This is a genomic window from Cytobacillus sp. ABV4_503 (assembly GCF_056158445.1).
In genome coordinates this window covers 1244296-1265074 of record NZ_JBSWTH010000001.1, presented here as the reverse complement: position 1 = coordinate 1265074, position 20779 = coordinate 1244296, and the positions used below count along the sequence as shown (strand labels likewise).

17 protein-coding genes and 1 riboswitch are annotated in these 20779 nt (G+C 40.7%); of the genes, 8 read left to right on the top strand and 9 right to left on the bottom strand.

The genetic code is table 11. The annotated features are described in order from the left end of the window. Positions 1-55 precede the first annotated feature (55 nt). From ACXAD1_RS06450 to ACXAD1_RS06435, 4 genes are all read right to left on the bottom strand, one after another. Entirely contained in the window at positions 56-532 is a 477-nt protein-coding gene (locus ACXAD1_RS06450) for a hypothetical protein (RefSeq protein WP_206835624.1), read from the bottom strand. 166 nt (positions 533-698) lie between these two features. Next, positions 699-3986, bottom strand: coding sequence for an efflux RND transporter permease subunit (locus ACXAD1_RS06445; RefSeq protein WP_474909681.1), 3288 nt, complete (start codon positions 3984-3986; stop codon positions 699-701). A 207-nt stretch (positions 3987-4193) separates the two neighbouring features. Beyond that, positions 4194-5591, bottom strand: coding sequence for a Na+/H+ antiporter NhaC (nhaC, locus tag ACXAD1_RS06440; protein ID WP_474909680.1), 1398 nt, complete (start codon positions 5589-5591; stop codon positions 4194-4196). 445 nt (positions 5592-6036) lie between these two features. Then, positions 6037-7614, bottom strand: coding sequence for a peptide chain release factor 3 (locus tag ACXAD1_RS06435; protein WP_206835617.1), 1578 nt, complete (start codon positions 7612-7614; stop codon positions 6037-6039). 190 nt (positions 7615-7804) lie between these two features. On the opposite strand from ACXAD1_RS06435, the gene ACXAD1_RS06430 reads away from it, so the two are divergent. After that, positions 7805-8680, top strand: coding sequence for a metal-dependent hydrolase (locus tag ACXAD1_RS06430; RefSeq protein WP_370222098.1), 876 nt, complete (start codon positions 7805-7807; stop codon positions 8678-8680). A 191-nt stretch (positions 8681-8871) separates the two neighbouring features. After that, positions 8872-10089, top strand: coding sequence for a NupC/NupG family nucleoside CNT transporter (locus ACXAD1_RS06425; RefSeq protein WP_206835610.1), 1218 nt, complete (start codon positions 8872-8874; stop codon positions 10087-10089). A gap of 47 nt (positions 10090-10136) precedes the next feature. Here ACXAD1_RS06425 and treC read toward each other — a convergent pair whose 3' ends face one another. From treC to ACXAD1_RS06400, 5 genes are all read right to left on the bottom strand, one after another. Continuing rightward, on the bottom strand, positions 10137-11822 hold the full coding sequence (gene treC / locus ACXAD1_RS06420) for an alpha,alpha-phosphotrehalase (protein WP_474909679.1): 1686 nt from the start codon (positions 11820-11822) through the stop codon (positions 10137-10139). Positions 11823-11863: 41 nt separating this feature from the next. Continuing rightward, the gene (locus tag ACXAD1_RS06415) at positions 11864-13540 is read right to left on the bottom strand and encodes a glycoside hydrolase family 13 protein (RefSeq protein ID WP_474909678.1); all 1677 of its coding nucleotides are present in this window, start codon (positions 13538-13540) and stop codon (positions 11864-11866) included. An 87-nt stretch (positions 13541-13627) separates the two neighbouring features. Continuing rightward, complete coding sequence (gene treP, locus ACXAD1_RS06410; RefSeq protein ID WP_206835602.1) at positions 13628-15034, bottom strand: PTS system trehalose-specific EIIBC component; 1407 nt, start codon at positions 15032-15034, stop codon at positions 13628-13630. 286 nt (positions 15035-15320) lie between these two features. Further along, positions 15321-15494, bottom strand: a complete 174-nt coding sequence (gene tatA, locus ACXAD1_RS06405) for a twin-arginine translocase TatA/TatE family subunit (protein WP_113883262.1) — start codon at positions 15492-15494, stop codon at positions 15321-15323. A 109-nt stretch (positions 15495-15603) separates the two neighbouring features. Next, positions 15604-16329, bottom strand: a complete 726-nt coding sequence (locus tag ACXAD1_RS06400) for an NAD-dependent deacylase (protein WP_370222300.1) — start codon at positions 16327-16329, stop codon at positions 15604-15606. 147 nt (positions 16330-16476) lie between these two features. Between ACXAD1_RS06400 and ACXAD1_RS06395 the strand changes: the two genes are divergently transcribed. From ACXAD1_RS06395 to ACXAD1_RS06370, 6 genes are all read left to right on the top strand, one after another. Then, entirely contained in the window at positions 16477-16890 is a 414-nt protein-coding gene (locus ACXAD1_RS06395) for a YkvA family protein (protein ID WP_206835595.1), read from the top strand. 73 nt (positions 16891-16963) lie between these two features. Beyond that, positions 16964-17072, top strand: a riboswitch (TPP riboswitch). 106 nt (positions 17073-17178) lie between these two features. Then, complete coding sequence (locus ACXAD1_RS06390; protein WP_474909677.1) at positions 17179-18183, top strand: ABC transporter substrate-binding protein; 1005 nt, start codon at positions 17179-17181, stop codon at positions 18181-18183. A gap of 13 nt (positions 18184-18196) precedes the next feature. Further along, a complete protein-coding gene (locus ACXAD1_RS06385; RefSeq protein WP_206835589.1) occupies positions 18197-18490 on the top strand; it encodes a thiamine-binding protein in 294 nt (97 codons plus the stop codon). Then, the gene (locus ACXAD1_RS06380; protein WP_206835587.1) at positions 18487-19254 is read left to right on the top strand and encodes an ABC transporter permease; all 768 of its coding nucleotides are present in this window, start codon (positions 18487-18489) and stop codon (positions 19252-19254) included. Before ACXAD1_RS06385 ends, ACXAD1_RS06380 begins: the two co-directional genes overlap by 4 nt. Further along, complete coding sequence (locus ACXAD1_RS06375; protein WP_206835585.1) at positions 19251-19985, top strand: ABC transporter ATP-binding protein; 735 nt, start codon at positions 19251-19253, stop codon at positions 19983-19985. Before ACXAD1_RS06380 ends, ACXAD1_RS06375 begins: the two co-directional genes overlap by 4 nt. Positions 19986-19996: 11 nt before the next feature. Beyond that, positions 19997-20764 carry a TatD family hydrolase gene (locus ACXAD1_RS06370; protein ID WP_474909676.1) on the top strand — a complete coding sequence of 256 codons (768 nt, stop codon included), beginning with the start codon at positions 19997-19999 and terminating at the stop codon, positions 20762-20764. The last annotated feature ends 15 nt before the right edge of the window (positions 20765-20779 follow it).

Here is a 20779-nt window from a genome sequence, read left to right as displayed (position 1 = left end):
CACTAAATTGATTAGTGTGCCAAAGCTTTTTTCATTAATAAAATCTTGTGCCATCTTAACTTTGCACCGGGTGCTTTCTCCATTTCAAAATAATCCATCTGATCAATAGACCGGTTAATACACCCGGAATAACAAAAAGCATGGGAAGAAAGACCGGCCCAAAAAAGACTCCAAATAATTTCAGCTTAGTTGAGTACATAAGTCCTACTGTCACAAAATAGGCACTAAACACAAAGGGAAGGAAAGATAATTCTTCATTTTCGGGCATAGCAGTACGATATGCATCCCACATCGCAAACATGTAAAGACAGGGGTAAAACATGAGCCACTGATAATTAAGGACATGAACCGCTTTATCAATTTCTCCCATAAAACTGAGCATGATGGCTGAATTAAAATGGCTGTATACATTAATGATAAATTCAAGCGCGACAAATAATGTTCCCTTCCACAGCTGCCCCATTAATAATTGGCTAAAACCAGGCAATGCAATACTCCAAAAAACTGCTTCTAGTTTACTGAGTTTTTTCATTTCATTACCACCAGCTACAAGTCGATACTTTTATTGTGCTCTGATTATTGGCCAATTATCAAAAGAATTTTCCAGATATTTTCCTGAAACCCCATTAAAATAATGAATTCAATTTTGACACAAGCATGCCAAAAGGCCCCTTCTAATAGAAGGAGCCCGCATACGTTTAGGTATTTTCATCCCTGTTGTGTTCTTTTTTTTCATTATTATCTTCTTTTACAATTTTTAATAACTCTTCAAGCATGCCAGCCATATCATCTCTGCTGTAGGATCTTTCTTCAGGGGATTGTAGCTGATTTTTGTCGTCTGCACCTTTATTGTGATTCCAGTCTTCCCCCACTCTCTCTTCAAGCAGGTAAGCTGGCACTAAATGGCCATCCGGTGTTGCATACATTTTATTTAACCGCCTTGTATCCTTGTCAAAGAAACTATATACAACAGGTATCACAAATAGAGTCAGGAACGTACTGCTGATCAGCCCGCCTATCAGAGCAATCCCCATAGGCTGGTTAATTTCAGTTCCTTCTCCTATTCCGAGGGCAAGAGGAACTAGCCCTAGTATAGTTGTTAGAGCTGTCATAAGTATTGGCCTTGCACGGTCCTTAACTGAAATGATTATCGCATCGTAGGTCCTAAGGCTATTCTCTTTCTTTTGATTTATATAATCGACTATGACTATTGCATTATTAACGACAATTCCTGCCAGCACAATAATCCCGATAATTGCAGTTAAGCTGATAGGTGTTTGGGTTGCAGTAAGAGCAATTGCCACCCCTATCACCATGAGAGGCACAGTAAACATGATAACTAACGGATACTTCAGCGACTCAAATTGTGCTGCCATGACAAGGTAAATAAAGATGATTGCCAGTACAAAGGCCAGAATCAGGTCATCAATGGATGATTCCAGCAGCTCCCTGTCACCGCTAAAAACAATCTCCGTTTCATCCGGCAAATCCAGATCAGCAATTTCTTTATCCACTTCTTTTGACATGGCACCCATGTTTGTTGAAGACTTGTACTTTAATGTAAATTGGACAGCATCCTGCTGATTGATTCGCTGAATATTGACCGGTCCTTCTCCGCGTTCTATTTTCGTTACGTCACTGAGAGAAGTATAATTTCCATCAGGCTTTTTTATAAGCAATTTTTTTAAATTATCTATATCCTGTGTGACTTTTCTGTCGTACTCAACAAAGACACCATATATATTTGATTCTTCATCTATCATTTGTGTTGCCCGATTGCCCCTTGTTACATCATTTACTGCCATGGCCACCTGGGCAGGAGCCAGGCCGTGCTCAAGCGCCTTTTCACGGTCCACAGTAATTTGAATTTCTTCAACGGTATCCATAAGGTCAGTCGATAATTCTGTTACATCATCCAAGTCCTTCAATGAATTATAGATTTTATCTACATTATCCGTTAAGCGGTTTGGATCTGTATCTCTTACACTGAAAGTCAGTGTATTCGGAGCTGTACCGGATGAAGATTGCATGTTAAATGAGAGTTCGGCAGTTTCATTAACCTTTGTTGCAGCATTTTCCAGATCCTTTTTGACATCATCGGCAAATTCAAATGTTGATCTTTCCCGCTGATCAAGCCCTTTCATTTTGATATACAATTCAGCGATATTGGCATTCTTCGAGCCCCGGAAGGATCCTTCCTGTGTAGTTCCAATGAGGCTTACATATGTATCTACCTCTTCTTCATCCTTTAATTCTTCCTCTAGAGCAGATATAACCTTTTCTGTTTCTGAAAGTGCAGTGCCGTTTTCAAGCTCCATACGCACCGTAAAGAAGCCTTCATCTGCATTCGGAAGAAATTGTGTGCCTACTGTGGTCATTCCAAAGCTGCCCGCTGCCAATAACAGCATGGTAATCGCTATTACCACAGCACGATTCCGCAAAGACCATTTAATTGATTTTTCAAGTGAACGCATTAAGCCTGATTCCTGCCGTTTTGTCTCAATGTTTGTTTTTGGGGACTTCAGCAGTCTGCTCGCCAGCATTGGCACAACTGTCAGTGCAACAATTAGAGATGCAAATAGGCTAAAGGAAATGGTCAGGGCAAACTCCTTAAACAATTCACCGATGATTCCAGTTATAAATACTACAGGGAGGAATACAGCGACAGTCGTCAGTGTTGAAGCAGTAATCGCACCTCCTACTTCTTTAGCTCCATCGCTGGCAGCCGTTTTAGAATCTTTCCCCATTGATAAATGGCGGTAAATATTTTCAATAACTACGATGGAATTATCCACCAGCATTCCAATTCCAAGCGCCAATCCGCCGAGTGTCATAATATTTAAGGTGAAATCTGAAAAATACATTAAAACAAAGGTAAAAATAACAGAATAGGGAATAGAGATGCCAATAATAAGCGGGCTTTTAACATTTTTCAAAAAGAAAAATAGCACAATCATGGCAAAAGCACCGCCAAGAATCAGTGAATTGGAAATATTCCCTATTGCAAGGTTTATGTAATCTCCCTGGTCAAAAAGAATTTCTGATTCAATATTTTCAAATTGTTCTTTCTCAAGAAGATCATACAATTGTTGTATGAACTGATTTGAAACTTCTGCCGTATTAGCATCTGATTGCTGCAGGACACTCAGTAAGACGGATGGAGACTGGTTTGTGCGCGTGATGGTTCGATCATCCTGGCTGGCCAGCTGAACCTTTGAGATATCTTCAAGGCTTACTTTATCGCCAGTTGCAGGGTCAACTGTTACGGTAAGTTTTTTAAGCGTATTTAGGGAATCAATGGAACTAATGATCCTGGTTGTCAGCTCTTTTCCCTCAGTCAAAACCGGATCACCTGGCATTGAAATATTATTGGATTCAATTACATCCACAACATCAGCCTGGCTTAGTTTGAAATCTCTTAGTTTTTCCTGATCAAGTTCCACCCTTACTTCCTTAATAGCTGTTCCGGAGAGATTTACGCTTGCTACTCCTTCAACTTTGGTCAGCTCCAGATTCAGTTGTTCTGCAAGCCTTCTTAATGCTTCAGTCTCCTCATCTGCACTGAGGGATAATTGTATGATCGGAAACTGGGCAGGATCAAACTTCATAAAGCGGGGTTTATCAGCTTCATCAGGAAGCTGTGTCTGGTCCAGCCTTTGAATAACCTCACTTTGTATTTCATCTATATCTGTAGTCCAGGAAAATTGCATCAGAATGAAGTTTGCGCTCTCTTGAGAGGTGGAGGTTAGGGTTTTAATCCCCGGCAATGTTGCCAGATTTTCCTCGAGGGGCTTTGTTACTTTTTCCACCACTTCATCAGGACTTGCTCCTGGATATGAAGTTACTACTACTCCTACAGGAGGATTCAGATCGGGTATGAGTTTTAATGGAATATTCAAGAGGGAGACAACCCCTAAAATAAGCACTAAGAACATCGTAACCAATGTAAAGATTGGCCTTTTGATTGAAAAATCACTTATTCGCACACATTCTGCTCCTTTCAAAGTCAGTAATTAAATGACGCTGCAATGATTGGTTAAAATACATTTTAACTATATTAAAGCAGCAATCACTATGCAAGAAATCAATGTGCTGTTAAATGGGGATAAAGAACATTATATTTGACTTTAAAGAGGTTCTATCATTCAAAATTCGAAATAATAAGGTTCTTTGCCCACAGAAAAAAAGCAGCATTACACAGCTGCTTTTTTCTCAATTTTTTCGATTTTTATACCAGTGAATCCATAGATAAGAGTAATAACCGGACTTAGTATACAGAAGAAAGCAAACGGCAGGTAAGCTGATGTTTCCACTCCCAGTACACCTGTTAGAAAAACTCCGCAAACACTCCACGGGACTAACGGATTTACCACGGTGCCGGCATCCTCAAGAATCCTCGAAAGATTCTTCGGGTGCAGTCCGGCTTTTTTAAAAGGTTCCGTGAAAGCATTCCCAGTTAAGAGAATCGACAGATACTGTTCACCAAGCAGGAAGTTAATCCCGATTGCTGTTCCTGCTGCTGCCGCCACCAGAGCGGACACACGATTCAATACTCCTTTGATGCCTTCAAGCAAAGCTGGAAGAATGCCAAGCTTTAAGAATAAACCACCCATAGAAAGTGCAAGCAATACCAAAGAAATAGAAAACATCATGCTTTCCATGCCGCCTCTTGATAATAGTGCGTCAACTTCCTCTGAACCACTTTTTGAGGCATATCCCGAATACAGCAATGACATCATTCTTTCGAACGCGAAGCTGTTTTGAACAAATATGGCTAAGATTAATGCCGATAAAATTCCGGCAGACAGCGTGATGATAGCTGATACTCTTTTAATGGCCATAATAGTCAAAATGACAAATGGAATTAGGGAGTACCAATGTACCAGCCCCTCATCCAGCAGAGTTGTTTTCAGCTGGGCAATCTTTGAAAAATCAGACGCTGCCTCGCCTGGTGACAGCACAGCAAAGATTGCCAAAGAAATGATAAACGAAGGAATCGTTGTCCATGCCATAGTCTTAATATGCTCAAATAAATCCACCTTAACTGTCGATGATGCCAGGTTTGTTGTATCTGACAACGGAGACATTTTATCTCCAAAAAATGCGCCGGATATAACCGCACCTGCAGTAATCGCATCCGATAGACCCAAAGCAGAGCTGACTCCCATAAAGGCCACTCCTAATGTAGCAGCCGTCGTAAGTGAGCTTCCAATGCTCATGCCAATCACAGATGCTACCACAAACACAATGGCATAAAAGAACTTTCCATTAACAGCTTCCAAAGCCAGATAAATAAATGTAGGAATGGTTCCGCTTGCCATCCAGCTGCTTATCAGCATGCCGATTAAAAAGAAAATGAAAATCGCCCCTAATCCAGACTGGGCACCTTCAATCAGCCCTTTTTCCAGCTGTGTAATGGATACTTTTTTTATTAAACCATAAGCAATTAACCCCATTATCGCGAAAACAACCGGAATATGAGGCACTGCCCCTGCGAAAATAATAGAATAGCTAATCCCGCCAAGGATTATTAAAGTTACAATAAGCGCCTCCAGCGGCTTCAAATTCAATGCTGCATGTTCCTGATGCATAATGTATTCCTCCTAAAAAATATCAGAGTTCGGGAGCAAACAAAAAAGCCCTCTCGCCTATAGGGACGAAGGAGCTCCGCGGTACCACCCTAATTGATAAGCCATTTCTGCTTACCCGCTTAAAGAGAATGTCCTGTTGAGATGCAGTTGTATTTCGACCAATTGCTGCCTGGATTTTCATCACCCATCCAGTTTCTATCTGCTGCCGGCAACTGCTCTACTTTCTTCTGCGGACAAAGTCTATATTTTAATCGAGATTGAACTTCCCGCTTTTTAACTTAAACGCTTTTTAGCACTAAAGCATGTGTGTTAATACTATATTATCTATTGATGAATATGTCAATAGGATTGACATAGGAATATACAGGAATTAAGGCAAGAGAAGAGAGGCTCTGTCATTTACGGGGACCAACAGCAAAAACGGCCCCTAAAAGAGGCCGCATGATTATTCTGAGTCCATCGGATTATATAGTTTTACATCCGGATTTTTTTCCTGGAACCATCGGAGTGCAAAGTCATTTTCAAATAGAAAAACGTTTTTGTCGTAACGGTCTTTAACCAGGAGACTTCTTCCACTGGAAAGATTTTCGTTGACCTCATTGCCTTCTACCCAGCGGGCAATTTTTGAGCCTTGTCTTTCCATATAAACTTCTGTATTATATTCATTTTTCATTCGGTGTTCAAAAACTTCAAATTGCAGCTGCCCAACCGCTCCCAGAAGGTATTCTTCCATTTTAACTGTTTTAAACAGCTGAATGGCGCCTTCCTGCACCAGCTGCTGGATGCCCTTATGAAAATGTTTTTGCTTCATGACATTTTTTGCAGTTACTTTTACAAATAGCTCAGGTGTAAATTGGGGAAGACGTTCATATTGGAAATTATTTTTCCCAGCGGTTAACGTATCGCCAATCTGGTAGGTTCCCGGGTCATAAATTCCGATGATATCACCGCTTACTGCAGAATCGACTGTACTTCTGTCATCAGCCATGAATTGTGTGGACTGAGCAAGCTTGATGGACTTGCCGATTCTTGGTATATTCACAGCCATGCCACGTTCAAATTGGCCTGAACAAATTCTCAAAAATGCTATCCGGTCGCGATGAGCAGGATTCATATTTGCCTGGATTTTAAATATGAAGCCAGAAAATTCTTCTGACAGCGGATCAATTTCCCCTGCTGTAGAATTCCGAGGCTGCGGCGGCGGTGCAAATTGAAGATATGACTCGAGAAATGTCTGTACGCCAAAGTTGGTCAGCGCGCTTCCAAAAAATACAGGAGTCAGTTCACCCTTTGCAATTCTCTCTCTTGAAAACTCATTGCCCGCTTCATTTAACAGCATAATTTCTTCAAGAGTCTGATCATATAGCCCAGTATCCTTAATAGAGTGGTTTCCCTCTATTTCGCCCTCCTCATTCAGGGAAATAAAGCGGTCCTCTTCTTCTACTCTGAATTGCTCAATTCGATTATTAAACCGATCATAAATTCCGAGGAATTCTTTTCCCATCCCGATTGGCCAGTTCATTGGATATGATTCAATTCCCATGACCTCTTCTAATTCTGCAAGGAGCTCAAGCGGTGCCTTCCCCTGGCGATCAAGCTTATTCATAAAAGTAAAAATCGGAATTCCTCTCATTCGGCAGACCTTGAATAATTTAAGTGTCTGCTCCTCGATGCCTTTCGCTGAGTCAATGATCATAACAGCACTATCAACGGCTGTCAGCGTACGATACGTGTCTTCACTGAAATCCTGGTGACCAGGAGTATCTAGAATATTAACGCGTGCACCATCATATTCAAACTGCATCACACTGGAGGTAACAGAAATTCCGCGCTGCTTTTCAATTTCCATCCAGTCGCTTGTCGCATACTTGCCTGTTTTCTTCCCTTTAACTGTACCAGCGTCACGAATGGCACCCCCGAATAACAGGAGTTTTTCAGTCAGCGTCGTTTTACCGGCATCCGGGTGGGAAATGATTGCAAAGGTGCGGCGGGATAAAACTTCTTCTTTAAAATTTTTGGACATTTTCGTTCCTCACTTACTTGTATGAAAATTTTGTTAAAAAGCAATCAATGTGTCACTTAATTATTGCAATACCTTCAATTTTATCGCTCCAAAGTAAAGTTTGCAACGCATTTTAAGATTGCATATTTCTTTTTATAAAACTTTTTCAGGCTTATAATAGTGAAACTAAATATAAAAAAGGAGGTTAATAATGGACACAATTACTCATACATTATTCGGATTGGGCCTTTTCGGTGCAGTCGACAAACGGAATATGGATAAAAATTCCAAGAGGGCGTATTTGCTTACTGCTGTCGGGGCAAGCCAAATTCCGGATATTGATGTAATCTCCCGCTTATGGGATACAGAAGGACTTTACCAGATGTGGCACAGAGGCATTACCCATTCAGTTTTCCTCACTCCGGTCTGGGCCCTGCTGTTTCTTCTCCTGTCCTTCCTGCTCTTCAAAGTAAAGGATAAGAAGCTTTTTCTGCTGGGATGGCTTGCAGTTTTCATACATAATACAAGCGATTTATTTAATGCTTGGGGCACGGGTTATTTGGAGCCATTTTCAAATATGAGGATTACGTTTGGCACGATTCCTATTGTTGATTTAGTGTTTTGGACCATCCTGGGAATTGCTTACATTTTTTCAAGAAGAAACAAGCTAAAATCGCCTTATTACTTTAAAATGGCATGGGCCTTTATGTTTCTTCATGTGATGATCCAAAGCACACAGGGATTTATTATTTATAAGCAGTATAATGATCAATATGATCAAGTTGCCCTGTCGGCAGACTTTATTCCATGGACCTTTTCAGTCATTGCCAAAAAAGAGGATGAAGTAACCATCTTTAATGATAACCTTTTTAAGAAAGAGGAAACCCAATATGTGCTTCAATCAAGAGAAACTGCCGATTTAGATAAATTGTTTTCTCAGCGGCCTGAAGCTAGGACCCTATATGAATGGTCCCCATTTGTCGTCCTGGTTGATGATGATGAAAGGCTTGGCCTCTATGACCCCCGGTTTTACAGAAACGGTCAGTCTTTTCTGTTTGAATATATTGAGAAAAATACGGAAAGGTGAGCATCTTGCTCATCTTTTTCTATTTTCCCCATACATGCTGCATGCATAGAATTTTTTCATTAATTTATTTCTTTTGCACATAATACAACTATTGAGCTTTTATAGGCTGTTTCAATAGGGAATAGGAGTACTGCCAGAACCCTTCCTCAAGCATTCTGCAAGGGAAAATTACATAGTTAAGAGGTGTAAATATGAATTTTATTTGGGGAATATTCGGTATCATTGTCGTTTTAGGAATCGCTTTCCTGCTCTCAAGCAATAGAAGGGCAATCAGTTTAAGAACTGTTGCAGGAGGGCTTGCTATTCAGCTGATTTTCGCCTTTCTCGTTTTAAAGTGGGAAGGCGGCAGAAAAGGATTAGAATGGCTTACAATGAAGGTAAACGATATCATCAATTACGCTAATCAGGGAATAAACTTTTTATTTGGCGGCCTTTTTACAGATGAATCTGGAATCACCTTCGTTTTCGCACTTCAGGTTCTGCCTGTGGTAATCTTTTTTTCATCATTGATTTCTGTTCTCTATTATTTAAGGATTATGCAGTTTTTCATAAAGATCCTGGGCGGAGGGCTGTCAAAGCTTCTCGGAACCAGAAAAGCTGAGTCCATGTCGGCAGCAGCAAATATTTTCGTGGGCCAAACAGAGGCTCCGCTTGTTGTCCGGCCTTATATTGCCAATATGACAAAATCTGAGTTATTTGCTGTTATGACCGGCGGCCTTGCATCTGTGGCAGGATCTGTTTTAATCGGATATTCCCTTTTGGGAGTGCCTCTCGAATATCTCCTGGCCGCAAGCTTTATGGCAGCACCTGCAGGTTTGATACTGGCCAAAGTCATGCTTCCTGAAACGGAGGATAAAGAAGAGCCTAAAGAATTTGATATGGAAGTGGATAGCGATTCTGCCAATGTCATTGATGCGGCCGCAAAAGGAGCAAGTGTCGGGCTGGAACTGGCTTTGAATATCGGGGCCATGCTTCTTGCCTTTATTGCTCTGGTTGCATTGATTAACGGTCTTCTCGGATGGGTTGGAGGATTATTTGGCCTCGAAGGATTAACGCTCGAAACCATTCTGGGTTATGTTTTCTCACCGCTTGCATTTGCAATTGGCGTTCCATGGTCAGAAGCTGTGCAGGCCGGAAATTATATTGGCCAGAAATTAATTTTGAATGAATTTGTTGCTTATTCAGCTTTTGCACCCGATATTCCAAATTTATCTGATAAAACGGTTGCAATCGTCAGCTTCGCCCTTTGCGGATTTGCCAATATTTCTTCATTGGGTATTCTGCTTGGAGGACTTGGGGGATTGGCACCAAACCGCAGACAGGACATTGCACGGCTTGGACTGAAGGCAGTTGCAGCGGGTGCCCTAGCATCTATGTTAAGTGCTGCCATAGCTGGAATGCTGTTTTAAAAAAATCACGTGAAAATCCTCCCGTTAACAGCGGGAGGATTTTATTTTTATTTCTTTAAATAGTAGATAACGGATTCATATGGCCTTAAGTTAATGGTCTGTGCTGCAGAAGGTGAATGATTGTAATTGGACAGTAAGGTCTCCTCTTTATATTCATCTGCTTGAATATGTTCAGGAATGATAAATGAAGTTTCTTTCCCATAGAAATTATTCACAACCAGAAGCTTTTCATTATCACCATTTCGAACATAAGCAAACACATCAGGATGATCCTCAGAAATCAGTTCATAGTCTCCATAAGTGATAATATCATACTGCTTGCGAAGCTGGATCAGCTTTTTATAATGATAAAAAATAGAATTCCCGTCATTCAATGCTCTTTCGGCATTTATTTCACTGTAATTTGATGCAATATTAATCCAAGGCGTCCCATCTGTGAAACCTGCATTTGCAGAACCATCCCATTGAACTGGCGTCCGGGAATTGTCGCGTGATTTGCTTTTAAGAATATTAATTATTTCTTCTTCAGTCATTCCTTTTTCCTTAAGGATATTATAAACGTTCAATGATTCTACATCTCTGTAGTCTTCAATGCTATCAAAGCCCGGGTTTGTCATGCCAAACTCTTCACCCTGATAAATATAAGGGGTACCTTGCATCATATGAATAACTGTCGCCAGCATCTTAGCAGATTCGCGATGATATTTTCGGTCATCACCATATCTTGACACAACACGGGGCTGATCGTGATTACACCAGAATAAAGCATTCCAGCCCCTTCCTTTGTGCATTTCAGTCTGCCACTTGGATAAAATCTGCTTTAACGCTCCAAAATCAAATTCAGCGAGTGCCCATTTCTCCCCATTAGGGTAATCCACTTTCAAATGATGAAAGTTGAAAGTCATGCTCAACTCTTCCCTCTCAGGATTGGAATACTTTATACAATGATCAATGGATGTGGAGGACATTTCGCCAACTGTCATACTATCGTATTTTGAAAATACATTTTCATTCATTTCATGCAAAAATTCGTGCACACGAGGTCCGTCTGTATAGAATTTTCTGCCGTCGCCTGGAGGCACAGACCCGTCGTCATCGGGAAACTGCTGGTCTTTAGAAATCAGATTGATTACATCAAGTCTAAAGCCATCTACACCTTTTTCAAACCAGAATTCCATCATGTCATACACTTTTCGGCGAAGCTCTTCATTTTCCCAATTTAGATCCGCCTGTGAGACATCAAAAAGATGGAGATAGTATTGGCCGGTTGCTTCATCATATTGCCATGCATTCCCTCCGAATTTAGATTCCCAGTTTGTCGGTTCGCTTCCATCGTCCTTAGGATCTTTCCAGATATAAAAATCGCGGTATGGATTGTCTTTTGATTTTTTTGCTTCCTGGAACCAATGATGTTCAGTGGAGGTATGGTTTACTACTATATCCATAATGATTTTTATTTCCCGGCTATGGGCCTCTTCAAGAAGCTTTTCAAAGTCAGCTAAAGTTCCGTATTCTTCGTGAATGCTGAAATAGTCACTAATGTCATATCCGTTGTCGCGCTGCGGAGATTTATAGATTGGCGTCAGCCATACGACGTCCACACCTAATTCTTTTAAATAATCAAGCTTGGCAATAATTCCAGGAATGTCTCCAACCCCATTTCCTGTCGTATCGTTAAAGCTTTTCGGATAAATTTGATATACTGCTGAATTTTTCCACCATGGTTGTTTCATTAGAATCACACCTGTTTTAGTTTTTTATAAATTGAGGTTCTTTAGCTGTTAAAAAGAAGGACCTGAGCTTCATAGGGGCGCAGCTTAGTTGGTCTGCTAATTTGTATATCTTGATAATTCCCAATCAGCGCCTCAAATTTCTTTTCCTGGATGCATGCTGGGAGTTCTACTTCTGGGTTTCCTCCATAGAAGTTGCACAAGACCAGAAGAATCTGATTGCCCATTGTTCTTGTATAAGCGTACACTTCAGGATGATGATCAAGTATTAGATTATACCTGCCGTAAACAATAATTTCATGTTTCTTCCTAAGTTCAATAAGCTTTTTATAGTAATGAAAAACAGACTCAGGGTCTTTCATTGCCTTTTCCACATTAATGTCTTTATAGTTAGGGTTTACTTTTATCCATGGGGTTCCAGCTGTAAATCCCCCATGCTCTGATGAATCCCATTGCATCGGTGTCCGCGCGTTGTCACGCCCTTTTGCATAGATGCTTTCAAGGGCCTTTTCCTCTGTCCACCCATCGTTAAGAGATTCTTTATAAAAATTAAGTGTTTCTATATCTCTGTATTCTTCAATGCTTGAGAAACGGACATTCGTCATTCCAATTTCTTCTCCCTGATAAACATAAGGAGTTCCCTTCATCATATGAAGCAATGTTGCGAGCATCTTAGCCGACTTTTCCCGATACTCTCCGTCACTGCCGAATCTTGAAACAGAACGCGGCTGGTCATGATTATTAAAGTAAAGACTGTTCCAGCCATCTTCATCCAGCTCATTTTGCCATTTTGTCAGATTTGTTTTTAAGTCACACAGATCAAGCGGTTTAAGATCCCATTTGCCATTTGGCCCGTTATCCAGGCTAACATGTTCAAATTGGAAGACCATATTCAACTCATTGCGTGATTCTCCTGTATATTGCCTGGCCCATTCAGGAGTCACACCGGGCATTTCGCCAACAGTCATAACATTATACTTCGATAAGGCCTTTTCATTCATCTCCCGCAGGTATTCATGAATTCTTGGGCCGTTTCGATAATACTTGCTTCCAGATGCATATTTCTTCCCATGCTTAGGTTCATCGTCAGGAAGTCCCTCCACTTTGGAGATGAAGTTGACGACATCCATTCTGAATCCATCAATTCCTTTTTCGAGCCACCAAGTCATCATGTCGTATATTTCATTTCTTAATTCCGGATTATCCCAATTTAAATCTGGCTGTTTCTTTGAAAACAGATGCAAATAATATTCTCCTGTATTATCATCAAACTCCCAGGCGGATCCTCCGAAATTGCCTCCCCAGTTATTCGGCTCTTTTCCATTCCTTCCTTCGCGCCATATATAATAATCCCTGTATGGATTGTCTTTGGATTTCCTGGACTCTGCAAACCAGATATGTTCGTCTGAACTATGGTTTACCACCAGGTCCATAATGAGTTTAATCTCTCTCTTATGCATCCCTCCGAGAAGTACTTCCCAATCTTCCATTGTTCCAAACTCACTCATAATATCCAGATAATCACTGATATCATATCCATTATCATCATTTGGCGATTTATAAACCGGTGAAAGCCAAACCACATCAACCCCAAGCTCTTTCAAATAATCCAGCCTGGAGATGACTCCCTGCAAATCTCCAATTCCATCTTCATTGCTATCCATGAAGCTCCGAGGGTAAATTTGGTAAACTACACTTTCTTTCCACCATTGCTTCTTCATATGGTGACCTCCGATATTTACATTTTTGTGCAAGCCTTATAAAATGGCGATACCACGGAATTATAAAACCCCATGGCATCAACCTTTCTATTCTGCTTTTTTTAATTTCGAGAAAGCTAAAGTCAATACAAACGGTACAACAAGTGCAATACCCATTCCGATAAAGAAAGCACCCCAGTTTTCCGCAAAGATGGAGAAGAATGCCGGCAAGCCTCCTACACCTATTGACGGTGCCTTAACACCATTAATAGTGATGAAGATGCCTGCAATTGCTGACCCAATAATCGCTGCAAAGAACGGGTACTTAAAGCGAAGATTCACCCCAAACATAGCAGGTTCGGTGACTCCAAGCCATGCTGATACGGACGAAGTAAGCGCAAGCCCTTTCAGCTTTTCGTTCCCTTTGCTTAACAGCATCATGGCAAAAGCAGCGGAGCCCTGTGCAATATTAGACAGTGCAACCATCGGCCATAAAAACGTGCCGCCAATGCTGCCGATTAACTGCAGATCAACTGCAAGGAAAGTATGATGCATACCAGTGATAACGAGAGGGGCATATAATCCTCCGTAAATCAAGCCTCCAAGGGCTGGAACGGCATCAAAGATTCCGACAACTCCATTTGTAATCCAGCTGCCAATCGTGAATGTAATCGGTCCAATGGCAATAAAAGAAAGAAAACCAGTGATCAGTAAAGCGATCGGTGCAACAGTCAGAAGCTGAAAAGCATCAGGAATTCTTTTTCGCAGAAATACTTCTATCTTAGCCAATACGTATGAAGCAAATAATACAGGCAATACCTGCCCCTGGTAACCTACCTTTTCAATTTCAAGACCGAATAAATTCCACTTCGGAACTTCTTCAGCTGAACCATAGCCCCATGCATTTAAAAGTTCCGGGTGCACAAGCATCAAACCTAGCACAATACCAAGAAGAGGACTTCCTCCAAACCTGTTTACGGCACTCCAGCCAATCAAACCGGGAAGGAATACGAAAGCAGTATTGGCAATCAGGTTAATGATGCCCGCCAGATCGGCCCAGTTTGTATAAACTTCAACAAACGATTTACCATCGAAGAAAATATCCGGTGCGGTCATAATGTTATTGATTCCCATCAGCAAACCAGCTGTAACGATAGCCGGAAGGATTGGAATAAAAATATCTGCAAGTGTTTTAATTCCGCGCTGCAATGGATTTAAGTTTTCAGCAGCAGCACTTTTTGTTTCTTCTTTAGACGATTCGCCAATTCCTGTCGCATCTGTCATTTCTTTATACACTTTATCAACCAGGCCTTGTCCAATGACAACCTGGAATTGTCCATTTGTGGAAAATGAGCCTTTTACAATATCTATATTTTCGAGTTTTTCTTTATTGACTTTTCCTTCATCTTTTAACGCAAAACGCAGCCGTGTAACACAATGAGTTGCCGCTGCAATATTATCCCTGCCCCCGATAGCTTCTACAATTTGCTCTGCTGACTCTTTATTTGTAGCCATTCTTCGCTCTCCTCCTGTTACCGTTTTCATATAAAAGAAAAAAACAGTTATAAGGTTTTTGTTTATTGTTCTCTAACTTTACAAATATATCCAATTAACAGAATTCGACTTGTATATACATGAACTGTTTACGCTTTCATTCTATCTTGTATATACATGTCAGTCAACCACTTTTTCTTTTCTCTCTTTTATATACCCATTCAATCTCTCTGGATGTCAGAAAATAAAAAAACCGGCTTCGAGACTAAATTGTCTTCAAAGCCGGTTCTAAACCTATTGAATAATCTTATTTCCTTTTATCATCGTCATCATCTTTTGTGAGTTCACGGGTAGATTTCTTAAATTCTTTTAAGGTCTCCCCAAATGCTCTCCCTATTTCAGGAAGTTTTTTAGGACCAAAAATAATAAGAGCCAGAACCAGGATGAGAATTAAACCTGGAATACCGATGTTTGATAACATGCTGAACACTCCTTATATATCATATCGCATGGGCAGTAGCAATCATGTTCATTGTCCATTATAGTAGATTGACTTAAAAAATCATAGCATGGCAGCTATTTTTATGAATTCACGTTTTTTCACTATTAAAGACTCTATCAAGATCTTCTAATACTTCACCAATTTTGCGGTTATGGATCACTTCATCAGCATAAATATCGAAGTCCGTAGGTTCCAAATTAATAATCACCAGTTTTGCCCCGTTTTGTTTGGCAATCAGCGGAAACTGATTTGCAGGTGTTACATTCAAGGATGATCCCAGAACAATAAAAAGTTCTGCCTTTTCTGTTTCATCTTCTGCGAAATCTAAAGCCTCCTCAGGAAGCATTTCCCCAAACAGAACTACTGAAGGACGGAGCACACCACCGCAATTACATTGGAATTGTCCATGCAAATACCCTTCGCTCGGGAACTCTTTTTTACACTTCTGGCAATGGAGTGTCTGCAAATTCCCATGGAGCTCTGATACTTTTTTACTTCCCGCCAGTCCATGAAATCCATCCACATTCTGGGTGATAATGCTCTTAATAATATCTCTCTTTTCCCAATCTGCAAGAATATAGTGCCCTTTATGGGGATTGCACTCCTTAAGCCCGATTACCCTGTGCCGATAAAATTCAATAAACTCGTTCACATTTTCATTTAATGCTTCTGTACTGGCTATTTTTCCAGGATCTTTCCCATTCCATAATCCATTATTGGCAGACCTGAAATCAGGAAGTCCGCTTTCCGTCGACATTCCTGCTCCAGTTAATATTACTGTATAATTTGATTCCTGAAGCCATTTCTCAAGCATAGATATCAGCCCCCAATAAGGTTTTGTCACAGGTTAAATTTGATTTCCATTTATTTCTCCCGGTGAAATGTTTATGTCATGTCAGGTATGCGGTAAATACTAGATTATAACTGTTTATGCGAATTATCAAATATAGGAGTGATAGCTATGCCTGAAATAGAAACGAAAGATTATAAGGACGGCTATAAAAAATTTTCTGCCAGGGCCAAACGTTATGCGGAAGACCCTGAAAAAACAAAAGTACTGCTAAGAAAGGCTACACTTAAAGCAGATAAAAATAAATCTTCATTAAGTGATATATGGGAAAAGTTTCAGCTTCTGATCGATTTGGTTAAGGCATGGTCTAAAGGCGATTACCGGCATATTTCAAGAAAATCGGTTATCTTTATTATTGCTTCCGTCCTATACTTTGTTTCCCCTATAGACCTTGTTCCTGACTTTTTAATAGGAATGGGAATTTTAGATGATGCAGCAGTACTTGGTTTTGCCGTTAGCCAAATTACAGGTGAACTTGAAAAATTCAAAATCTGGAAAGAAAGCAGGACGATAGAGATGAAATAATTATTTTCTGTCCATTTTGATATTATTTGCTATAATAATGATGGAAAGTATTTATGCTGTCAAAATTAAATAGCAGGAAATGTAGGGGAACCGGTATGCCGGTTGAGACTTCATCATTAAGATGCTGACCCTTTGAACCTGATCTGGCTCATAGCAGCGTAGGGAACATATTCTTAAACATACTAAATGTTTTTATATGCGCCCTGGTTTATACCGGGGCGTTTTTATTTTTCAGGGCAGACTATCATTAACTTTCCTTATTACATAAAGGTTTTAGGAGGATTATTTATGAAAAAGTGGATTGCGGCTATCTGTTCACTTCTGTTTCTTTCAGGCTGTGCCGGCAATGGAGCGGATAATCAGACTGGAAGCAAAGATGCAGACAGCAAACAAGATTTGAAAAAAGTTACTGTTGTATTGGATTGGACACCCAATACCAATCATACCGGCTTATATGCCGCAAAGGACAAAGGATATTTTAAAGAAGAAGGGCTCGATGTCGAAATTATAATGCCAGGTGAAGCAGGTGCAGATCAATTGACTGCATCAGGCAAGGCTGATTTCGGTGTCAGCTATCAGGAAAGCATCACGGAAGCCCGTGTACAGGGAGTTCCCCTTGTATCAATAGCAGCTGTAATACAGCATAATACTTCCGGTTTTGCATCCCCTGCTGAAAAAAACATTAAATCGCCGAAAGACTTTGAAGGAAAAACTTATGGCGGCTGGGGAGCTCCTGTAGAAAAATCTGTAATAGATTCCCTAATGAAGAAGGAAAACGCCAATGTTGATAATGTCTCAATTGTTAACATGGGAGATGCTGACTTTTTCACAGCTGTTAAAAGAGATATAGACTTCGCATGGATTTATTACGGATGGACAGGTGTAGAAGCAGAACTTCGGGGGGAAAAGATTAATATGGTCTACCTTACCGACTACTCAAAAAAACTGGATTACTACACGCCCGTTCTCGCAACCAGCGAAAAAATGATTGCAGATGACCCGGATACTGTCAAAGCATTTGTAAAAGCAGCATCCAGAGGTTATGAATTTGCAATCGATCAGCCTGGCGAAGCAGCAGATATTTTGTTAAAAAATGCTCCGGACCTTGACAGCGAATTGGTCAAAAAGAGCCAGGAATGGCTATCCCCCCGCTATCAGGATGATGCTCCAAGATGGGGTGAACAAAAGCTTGCAGTCTGGGAAAACTATGCAGACTGGATGCATGATAATGGTCTATTAGATAAAGAATTAGATGCCGGCAAAGCATTTACAAATGACTTCCTGCCGGAATAAGGAGAGTTCAACTATGGCAAACGCACTTGTAAGCATTCAGATCATACCGAAAACAAAAGATGGGGAAAATGTTATACCTTACGTTGATGAAGCAATTAATGTTATTCAGCAATCTGGTGTTAAGCACGAGGTGCATCCCCTAGAAACCACGATGGAAGGCGATTTAGACCATTTATTAAAAATCATAGCCGATATGAACAGAAAAATGATTGAAAAAGGAAGCAGCAATGTAATTTCACAGGTTAAGGTTCTATATCAGCCGGACGGTATTGAAATGAGTGATTTAACGGAGAAATACCGTTCATGATAAATGTATTCAGAAAAGGATGGAGGCCGGCTGCGGTTCTCCTTCTTTTATTCATTCTTTGGGAATTGGCAGTAAATCTGGCAGAAGTTCCTGCATGGCTCCTGCCTCCGCCGACAGATATCGTTCATGAAGCGATTTCGGGCTGGGAGGGCTTCCGCCTTCATCTTCAATCGACAGTCATGCTTTCCCTATTGGGATTTCTCATTGGCGCCGTCATAGGATTACTCACAGCTGTTATTCTGCACTTATTGCCTTTTATAAGGGAGTCGGTTTACCCTCTCCTCATACTTTCACAGAATGTGCCTATAATTGTACTGGCTCCTTTGCTGGTTGTATGGTTTGGTTTCGGGATACTTCCAAAGCTGATTGTCATCACGCTGGTTTGTTTCTTCCCCATTACAGTTGCTGCATTGGACGGCTTTCGCCAAACCCCCGGAGAACTTAGGCATTATATGCTGATGGCAGGTGCCAGCAAAGGTCAGCTTTTTTGGAAGCTGGAGCTTCCCTATTCCCTTCCTTCTTTATTTTCAGGGCTAAAAATCTCCGCAACCTATAGTGTGATGGGTGCTGTAATATCCGAATGGCTCGGAGCTAAAGCAGGAATAGGTGTTTATATGACTTTAGCCTCTTCTTCATTTAGGACGGACCGTGTTTTTGTTGCCATTTTTACCATTATGCTGTTAAGCTTGCTGTTTTTTGGAGGAATATTACTGGCTGAACGTTTGCTGATTAAATGGAAGTCACGGGAGAGTGCCAGGAAATGATACAATTATCAGTTAATCATTTAACCAAAAGTTTTGATTCAAATCAGGTTTTAGACAATTTAAGTTTTCATATAAATGAAGGGGAATTTGTTTCGATTTTAGGCCCTTCAGGGAGCGGCAAGAGCACCCTTTTCAACCTCATTGGCGGGATGCTCCTGCCTGACGAAGGGTCCATAACGCTTGGGAATGTGAAGATCAACGGCAAACGCGGTTCAATAAGCTATATGCCCCAGACACCTTCCCTGATGCCATGGAGAACCATTCTTCAAAACGTTCTGCTTGGCCAGGAGCTAATGGGTAAATCCGATTCGGAAACGGCAAAAAAGATGCTTCAAAAAGCTGGTCTCGGTGACTATGAAAATGCATATCCTCATGAATTATCAGGGGGGATGAAGCAAAGGGCTGCCTTTATCCGGGCATTATTAAGCCCGCAGCCAATCATTTTGCTGGATGAACCTTTTTCTGCTTTAGATGAACTTACCCGCCATGATATGCAAAAATGGCTTCTTGATATTTGGAATGAGCATAAACCCACAATTCTGTTCGTAACTCACAATATTGAAGAAGCCATTTACCTTTCTGACCGAATTTTAGTACTTAGCAGCAAGCCTGCTAAAGTAATAAATGAATATAAAGTACCCTTTAACAGGCCAAGAATGGAGGAACTTTTTCTCAATGAGAATTTCCTTGCCTGCAAAAGAAGCATCCATCATGCGCTGAAAAATCATTAGGAGGCAACAGCATGGATAAGTATATTGATGCCCATATTCATCTTGATAAGTACAGCAATATTGATTTAGAGAAAATGTTTCATGAGCTGCCGTTTCAGCTTTCACTTGTAACAGTTTCAAGCGATTTAGCATCCTGCAAAAGAAATCTTGCTCTTGCAGAAATTTATCCCTTTGTTAAACCTGCCTTTGGTTTTCACCCTGAACAGGTTCTCCCCAGTGATCATGATATTTCAGAGCTTTTCAGCTGGATAAAGGTTCACAGAGAGCAGATGGCTGCTGTTGGCGAGGTTGGCCTCCCATACTATTTAAGGTCTGATGGAAGCAAGCATCATGGCGGATATATTGAACTTCTCGAAGAATTCATTAAGCTCGCTAAAAGGTGGGATAAGCCCATTACCCTCCATGCAATTTATGATGATGCACCGATTGTGTGCAATTTATTGGAAAAGCATTCGATTAAAAAAGCTCATTTTCACTGGTTTAAAGGTAACACCGCAGCCGTAAGCAGGCTGATTGCCAATGGCTATTACATCTCCTTTACTCCAGATATCGTGTACGAAAAAGAAATACAGGACCTTGTACGGGCTTACCCGCTGGATAAATTGATGGCAGAAACAGATGGTCCATGGAAATTCGAAGGCCCTTTTAAAAACAAGCCTACCCATCCAGCAATGATGGCCCGTTCCATCAAATCCCTTGCTGAACTAAAAGAAATAGGTTTCAGCAAAGCTCTTAAGAAGCTATATGAAAATACAAAAAGCTTCTATAATATTGACTGATCAAACAGCCTTGCG

Coding starts and splice junctions, on each gene's coding strand:
- tatA (WP_113883262.1), bottom strand. CDS start 15,494: ATGTTATCAAACATCGGTATTCCAGGTTTAATTCTCATCCTGGTTCTG.
- ACXAD1_RS06425 (WP_206835610.1), top strand. CDS start 8,872: ATGAATTTTATTTGGGGAATATTCGGTATCATTGTCGTTTTAGGAATC.
- ACXAD1_RS06375 (WP_206835585.1), top strand. CDS start 19,251: ATGATACAATTATCAGTTAATCATTTAACCAAAAGTTTTGATTCAAAT.
- ACXAD1_RS06380 (WP_206835587.1), top strand. CDS start 18,487: ATGATAAATGTATTCAGAAAAGGATGGAGGCCGGCTGCGGTTCTCCTT.
- ACXAD1_RS06400 (WP_370222300.1), bottom strand. CDS start 16,329: ATGCTTGAGAAATGGCTTCAGGAATCAAATTATACAGTAATATTAACT.
- ACXAD1_RS06390 (WP_474909677.1), top strand. CDS start 17,179: ATGAAAAAGTGGATTGCGGCTATCTGTTCACTTCTGTTTCTTTCAGGC.
- treP (WP_206835602.1), bottom strand. CDS start 15,034: ATGGCTACAAATAAAGAGTCAGCAGAGCAAATTGTAGAAGCTATCGGG.
- nhaC (WP_474909680.1), bottom strand. CDS start 5,591: ATGCATCAGGAACATGCAGCATTGAATTTGAAGCCGCTGGAGGCGCTT.
- treC (WP_474909679.1), bottom strand. CDS start 11,822: ATGAAACAACCATGGTGGAAAAATTCAGCAGTATATCAAATTTATCCG.
- ACXAD1_RS06435 (WP_206835617.1), bottom strand. CDS start 7,614: ATGTCCAAAAATTTTAAAGAAGAAGTTTTATCCCGCCGCACCTTTGCA.
- ACXAD1_RS06415 (WP_474909678.1), bottom strand. CDS start 13,540: ATGAAGAAGCAATGGTGGAAAGAAAGTGTAGTTTACCAAATTTACCCT.
- ACXAD1_RS06370 (WP_474909676.1), top strand. CDS start 19,997: ATGGATAAGTATATTGATGCCCATATTCATCTTGATAAGTACAGCAAT.
- ACXAD1_RS06430 (WP_370222098.1), top strand. CDS start 7,805: ATGGACACAATTACTCATACATTATTCGGATTGGGCCTTTTCGGTGCA.
- ACXAD1_RS06450 (WP_206835624.1), bottom strand. CDS start 532: ATGAAAAAACTCAGTAAACTAGAAGCAGTTTTTTGGAGTATTGCATTG.
- ACXAD1_RS06385 (WP_206835589.1), top strand. CDS start 18,197: ATGGCAAACGCACTTGTAAGCATTCAGATCATACCGAAAACAAAAGAT.
- ACXAD1_RS06395 (WP_206835595.1), top strand. CDS start 16,477: ATGCCTGAAATAGAAACGAAAGATTATAAGGACGGCTATAAAAAATTT.